Origin of the sequence: Phormidesmis priestleyi ULC007 (assembly GCF_001895925.1) — a bacterium.
In the GTDB taxonomy this organism is placed as follows: Bacteria; Cyanobacteriota; Cyanobacteriia; order Leptolyngbyales; family Leptolyngbyaceae; genus Phormidesmis_A; species Phormidesmis_A priestleyi_A.
The window spans coordinates 1-6,719 of record NZ_MPPI01000076.1; the positions used below are offsets into that span (position 1 = coordinate 1).

Sequence of the window (6,719 nt, forward strand, 5' to 3'; positions counted from 1 at the left end):
GGCAACAGTCAAGAAAGGCTCAGAACCACACGGTCGATTGGCGATTTACCACCGCAGATGCTCGCGTCAAACTGAAGCGGCTTTATCCCTCAATTCAACCTTGACTCTCTACTAGTGCTTAAGTACTTTCCTAATTTAGAGTGGCGAGGCTTCGATGATTTACCCGTCGCAAGCACTGTATCAGGTTGGTCGATGAGTGTCTGTGCTTCCTTTCTGCCTGAAGCATCGCGCCACTTCGATCCGAGCATTACTGTTTCTGCTTATGCTGATGGCACCTTTAGCGCAGAGCTTTATCTAACCGACTCTACAGGGCTTCAGAGTTGGATTGATGATGAGACATTAGAGGGTGTTCTGAGAAGCTTGAAAGGGCAGATAGAGGCGATCCGTGAAATCATGTCTTATGCGTTGGCTGAAAGATTAGAAGGAGAAACGACCGATGCCAGTGACCGGAAAACTTGAACTCACCATCAAAATTAGCGAACTACCAAACGCCACCACGGTTGAGAATGGCTGGAAGTCCTTTGATATAGACTGCGAGGGTCAAATCATCTCTGTCACGCTCAAACCCAAAATGTTTAAGAAGCTGGAGGACGCTCAAGCAAACTTTCCGATGTGGGTCGCTGCCGTCGCGGGCAAGATGGGGCAACCGACCGAAAAGGGTTTTGTGCTGGCAGAGCCAAACATACAAGTCTTTGAGAAAAAACCTAAAGAACCTGCTACAGCAGGATAGGAGAGGGATTGACCGAAATTAAGTTGATGTTGCGAGGGAGGAATCGCCATGATTCAGGCACTAGAAAAACCAATTTCGTTTGATGAATTTATCGAGTGGCTGCCAGAGGCGACCGATCGCCACTATGAATTGCGCCGGGGGACTATTGTTGAGATGCCAAAGGCCAGAGGCAAGCATTCTGATATTGCAGGGTGGTTAATGGTGAAGTTAGGAGCTGCGATCGAGCGTGCGAACTTGCCCTATTTCACGCCTAGGGAGTGCATTATCAAAGCTGACGAGGGTGATTCTGGCTACGAACCCGATGGGATTGTTCTCGACAGACTGACGATCGCAGATGACCCACGCTGGGAAAAAGAATCAGTAGTCGAGAACGGTGCCTCTATCAAACTGATCATCGAAGTCGTCAGCACCAATTGGCGCGATGACTATGGGCACAAATTTGTAGACTATGAAGCCCTTGGCATCCCTGAATATTGGATCGTTGACTATTTAGGGTTAGGTGGAAAACGGCATATCGGTACCCCTAAACAACCGACGCTCTCAGTCTGCGAGCTGGTAGACGGAGAATATCAAATCACACAGTTCCGAGAGAGCGATCGGGTTCTCTCTCCCACGTTCCCAGACTTGCAACTAACGGCTGATCAAATTTTGAGGGCTGGCAGATGAGTGAGAACTTCTCAAATCCACTCCCTTCACGGGTACAGGTAAACATGACTCCTCACACCCATCTACAAAAGAATTTGTCATGAATCGATCGCGGATCAGAGAAAATGTCCTGATACACTTAATCTCACGTCAAACCGGTGAGAGACATTCCATGACGCACCCAGTTTCCACCCTTGTAAAGCGAGAGGTCACCATCGTGTTCTAGCACCCCTAGAAGCCAAAAACCCCCACTGCTACAAACAGAGAGGGCTTTGAAGGCTCAAAATATTAGCTTGAATAACGGGAGGCGGGGACGCTAACTTGAAGGCTTTGGTCGGCTAAGAGTTAGGTTCCTGACAGTGCCATGTGTTTATTATGCCTCATTTGTCTCGAATGGCAATAGACTTTGCTGTGCATTTTTGAGCATTTAAGCCTGGTTCTCTCTCCCGTCCCTTCATTTCCAGGGCAGAGAGCGATGGAATTTCAATGACTTTTTAAGGCGCTAGTTCGCACCATTCCTGGCTCTCTGTCCCCCCCATCCCTTTTGGACAGAGAACTCATGCTGATTCATCCACCCTCATCTGCATCCGCTCGACGCGGCAGATTTACCTCGACTAACCGCGGCAATCCGTGTGAGATTTGCGGCGACCTCACTGGAAAATGTCGGCAGATCAACGACCTCCATCTTTGTATGACGGTCGATGCTGGCGACGCTCCCCCGGGCTTCAAATTCATCGGACTCACTAAAGACCAGCTCTGGGGCAAATTCGTGCTCAATGATGGACGCACGGCTACCGCCCAGTGGACAGCTCATGTCCAATCGCACCCGCGCCGCAAACGATCCCAACCAGACCCACAGCCCGGATCACCTCTCCCGCTCAGTGCCGAAGCCCGCAACCAGTCCTATCGCCCACTACTCGACTCCCTCTCGCTGCACCCTGAAGACCGCGCAGAGTTACATCGCCGGGGATTGACCGATGCTCAAATCGCAGCCTGGGGCGTGAAATCCGTCGAGCAGTGGCAGCGCCTCAATTTCCCGTTGCCGGTTACCCTTCCTGGAGTCAGTCTCGATGGCTTCAGCCTCAACTGCCAACCCGGGTATCTCTGCCCGATTCTCGATGTCCACGGGCACCTAGTCGGCTTTCAACTCCGCCTCCGACTCGCAGACGACGGCGGACGGTACCGCTGGCTCACCAGCGCGACGAAGACCCGACCAGAGGGATCTACTCCCCACTTGCCCAATGGCGAACTGCCGCTGGCGGTGCATCGACCCACTCAAATTCTGCGGCACGTCATCGCACTGGTCGAGGGTGTGGGGGCGAAGCCGTTCATCACCGCTCAGCGTCAGGGGCAAATCACGATTGGAGCTGCGGGCGGACAGTTCGCCAGTAGTCCCAACACTCTCAAAGCGACGCTTGAGGCGTTGGCGCTCGAACTCGGCACCCAGACGATCGAGTTTTACCCCGATGCTGGAGCGGTGCAGAACCGTCAGGTGATGCGGCAATATCGCGCCACTTGGAAGCTTCTGCGAACGTGGGGCTACCAGGTTCAAATTGCCTGGTGGGGTCAAACGACCAAAGCCAGTCCTGACATTGATGAACTCGGAACCGATGCCTCAATTCGCTGGCTCTCAACCGCTCAGTTTGAAGCGACCGCTCATCCCACCTTCGATTGGTTAGAGCGGATTCGACGAACCTTACACCAGAAACCACAGCCCACCCAATCGGCGGCTGCCTTAAGAGCGATTTTGATGGAGCGGCAACGCTCCGAGTATGCCCCGGGTCAACGCCTCTCAGTTTGGCAGGATGCCCTTCGGTTGGGTTACCGCTACATTCTCGATACCTCACCCCCAGGCTCGGGCAAATCCTACGATGCGGGTCGAGTAGACCCTGCCAGCTTCGAGGTCAAGCAAGTTATTTATGCCTCTGACCAGCACCGCAATCCCACCGTCACTACCCTGGCTCAGGAGAACGGCTGGATTGACCTCGAAGCTCGACACGGGGGATTGGTGCAAGAAGTGACCCCAGGTGGAGGGGTGCGCCTCAAGCGAGTAGGTCGCCAGGAGACTCCCAATTTGCCTGCCAACTGTAGCCGCCATCAGTTGCTCGGTGCCCTGCGACTCAAGCACGTTCAGGGGTCAGATACCGCGTCTCTCATTTGCAGCACTTGCCCGTTGAGAGAACCTTGCACTCATGCCGAGGGTCCGGGCTATGGGTTTCTCAATCAGCGCCGCTCTGCCTTGTCGTCTCCCAAGCTGCGGGTTCACTTGGACAGTTTGCCCGACCCGAGCGACTATTCGCTAGCAGACACCTTGCTCCTAGTCGATGAACCGGGGCAGAACTTCCGTGTCAAGCAAGACCTCCGGGTGACGTTGCCTGATTTGGAGCAGACGATTCTCAGGTTGATGGAAGTTCCCACGCTCTTTGAGGCGCTCCAACCTCTCTTGGTAGCGCTCATTCCCTTACTCGATGGCTCGACCAAACTCGGCAAGTTTGGTATGGCTCACCCAGAATTAGTCGCCCGATTGCCCCAACCGACGATCGATCTGACAGAACTGAGGCACGTCTTGTATCCTGACTTGAGCTTTCTCAACACCACGGCGGAACACGGGGTAGACTTAGCCGATTTACCCCGCCACCTCCGCAAGAAGTTTTCTGAGCGAGATCCCGAACTCGCCAACCTGGCACAGCAGCGCGTGCTCAAGCAGTGGCTTCCTGATTTGCTCCAGATTCTAAACGGCACTCATCCGGGAGCTTCAATGCGGCTTAGCCAGGAGGGACTCATCCTCACCCAGTCCGACTCGCGCCATCGCTCCATGATGGAGGCGGCGAAAGCGATAATCTTTCTCGATGGCACGCTGCACCCAGGCGACTTAGCGCTGAAGCTCGGCTGCTCGATCGAGGAGATTTTTGTCTGTCAGCAATCGGTGCCCCCGTCCCCGCATCTCACCCTGATTCAAGTGACCGATCTTGGACGACTGGGGATGCAGCGCGGCAACGAACAGCAGCGCCGAGCTAGTGAGATCGTGACGCATTATCAGCAGCAGGATGCCACAACGAAGGTAATCGACTTTAAGAAGTTTGCCAGTGAGGGCACGGGCTGCTGGTGGCGCGATAGCCGGGGCATTAATGATTTTGAGCAGACGACGCGCTTGATTTTGGTTGGCACACCCTGCCGCAATGTCGCGGACTTGCAGGCGGAATATGCGGTGCTGGTCGGGCAGTATCCCCAGGATGACGAGGCTCTGTTTCGGGCTTATGTGGATCGCTCGATTCTGTCTGAGTTCCATCAAGCCATTGGGCGACTCCGCGCTCATCGCCGAGCAGAAACGCCGCTGGAAGTCATCCTCCTCACCGACTTTGAACTAGATGGTCCGACGCAGCCCGTTAAGGCTTCGGACATCACCCTCAACGCCAGTACGAAGCGAGAGCGGTTTTTTCTCGCTGTGCAAGCGGCGATCCAGCAGCTTAAAGCCATCGGCACGAAAATCACTCAGCGGGCGATCTCGGTGCTGATCCCGTATAGCCAGCAGTACATCTCGCAGCACTGGGCATTACTACAAACACTATTAGAGAGTTCCAATAGCAAAACTAGTCAAAATCTAGATTCTGATTCTCAAGAGGTTTGCGCCTTGGTTGCTCCGGTATTGGAGACCGCGATCTCCGAGTGTGAAACATCCGCACAGGTATTGGAAACGGTGACTGAGATCTTTTATGGGTGGCTAGAGCCGGTGGAATGGATAGAGGTCTGGCAATCGTTGAATGCAGCAGTCCAAGTGAATATCCTCATAGCCTTGCTGCTGAGGCTTCCCAGAGAGCAAATTAAACCTTTGCAGTCCTTGATCAATGAATAAATCTGCCTCAATCTATTGAAACCGTAGTTGGTATTGCTTCACCTTCAAGGAGTATCTACATCGGGTTTTGAGTTCAGTTTGAGATGTTCTTGTTCGCAGTTCGCTGCATCCAGCAGTACAAGATTCCTAATCCTACTCTAGGAGTTTCTTCAATAGCTGCTTCTCTTGAGACGAAAGCTGTTGCAGAATGCCGTGTAAGCGCCGCGGAGTATCGGTTTTATCAGATTGAGTATCCCACCATCCAGCCGCTTGCACTGTTTTTTCGGAGGCTGTCATCTCATTGTAGGTACGATCTCCCTCTGAGATTGAGTTGCCAATCATCTTGTGGAATGCCGCTCGCTTCTCGGGATTGCCATAACGACGCTCATGGGTAATTCCATTGTTCCGGTAGAAATGAGGGTTTGTCTGACGCGGTTCTAGACCCTCAAATAGGAGATGTCCCATTTCTCCCAGGTTGGCACTGGCATTAAAAGCGGCTGTTTTCACTAAGCTTGTGAGATTTCCCGGACCCAATGGTAACCCAACCGAATCTTTACCAGTCGTGCCTCCTAAGCTTAAGAAAACAAACTGTTGTTTCAGGCGTTCAGGAATTTGCAGCCGTGACTCAGGAATAGCTTGCAGCTTTTTCAATTTTCGCTCCAAGCGAACAAACTCCCGGCTGGATTGCCCGTTAGCTATAGCTATGCTCTCCATTTGTTGAGGGATGTCCTGCATTTTGGATGCCAACAAATCTGGTGGATAATGGGCAAACTTCAACCAGGATTCTACAGACTCACTTGCCGTTTCGACCTGGTGCAAAAAATTAGGGCGGTAGTGATCTAGCCAATAATCTAGATCGGTAATCACTGGGGTGGGAAACACATCCACTAAACGAAAGTCTCGGTCATCACCAGTTTTGTTATCGTCTGGTCTCAAACGGACGCGATACCCCTCTTCACGGATTAGGGTTCGACCCAACTCCAACTCGCGAATTTCTCGTTGTCGCAATGGGCAATAGGTTAAAAAAGCAATGATCAAATACCGTTGCCAGGCGCGAGTAATCGCCATTTGCGAGCGCCGGCAGTGATTATTTCGATAGGGAGCGCAACAGGAGCGGTGATACTCCACGATCGCCACGGCCTGATCAAAACTCATTAGTTTTAATTCTTTCTTATCCTCCATCGGAGAAGGTTGCTTTGAATATTTTCTATTCAAGGAATTGAGATAAGCTCGAATCTGTTCAATTAGATCCACATCACGATATAAGGATCGTTTAGACTGAGCAGCATATTTCCACTTCGCGAGCGCCAAGGGAGCTTTTACGATCGTGGTGGCCCACCCATACGAATTCCCCCGACGATTAATGCCCCAAGCGACAAATTCCTTAATTAGTCCTAAGAGGCTGTTTGAAAAGTAATAAGCGGTCAAATTTTACGCCAATCGTCTCACCATGAGCCGAATCATGGCAAGGTAGACCAACGTCTCCGAAGTCTCTGGGAGCAATTCATGATC

5 protein-coding genes are annotated in these 6,719 nt (G+C 52.3%); 4 read left to right on the forward strand and 1 reads right to left on the reverse strand.

From position 1 onward, the window contains the following. The first annotated feature begins 114 nt into the window (after positions 1 to 114). The 4 genes from BRW63_RS26465 to BRW63_RS26480 all read left to right on the forward strand — a co-directional run bounded on the left by BRW63_RS26465 (position 115) and on the right by BRW63_RS26480 (position 5,228). Positions 115 to 459, forward strand: a complete 345-nt coding sequence (locus BRW63_RS26465) for a hypothetical protein (protein ID WP_106254237.1) — start codon at positions 115 to 117, stop codon at positions 457 to 459. Next, the gene (locus tag BRW63_RS26470; protein WP_073075308.1) at positions 437 to 730 is read left to right on the forward strand and encodes a fertility inhibition FinO-like protein; all 294 of its coding nucleotides are present in this window, start codon (positions 437 to 439) and stop codon (positions 728 to 730) included. The genes BRW63_RS26465 and BRW63_RS26470 overlap by 23 nt, the downstream gene beginning before the upstream one ends. Before the next feature lie 48 nt (positions 731 to 778). Beyond that, entirely contained in the window at positions 779 to 1,396 is a 618-nt protein-coding gene (locus tag BRW63_RS26475) for a Uma2 family endonuclease (RefSeq protein WP_073075309.1), read from the forward strand. Between the two features lie 538 nt (positions 1,397 to 1,934). Continuing rightward, complete coding sequence (locus tag BRW63_RS26480; RefSeq protein ID WP_223257533.1) at positions 1,935 to 5,228, forward strand: hypothetical protein; 3,294 nt, start codon at positions 1,935 to 1,937, stop codon at positions 5,226 to 5,228. Between the two features lie 132 nt (positions 5,229 to 5,360). Here the strand turns inward: BRW63_RS26480 and BRW63_RS26485 are convergent, their stop codons facing one another. Next, a complete protein-coding gene (locus BRW63_RS26485; RefSeq protein ID WP_143162131.1) occupies positions 5,361 to 6,362 on the reverse strand; it encodes a hypothetical protein in 1,002 nt (333 codons plus the stop codon). Positions 6,363 to 6,719: the final 357 nt, after the last annotated feature.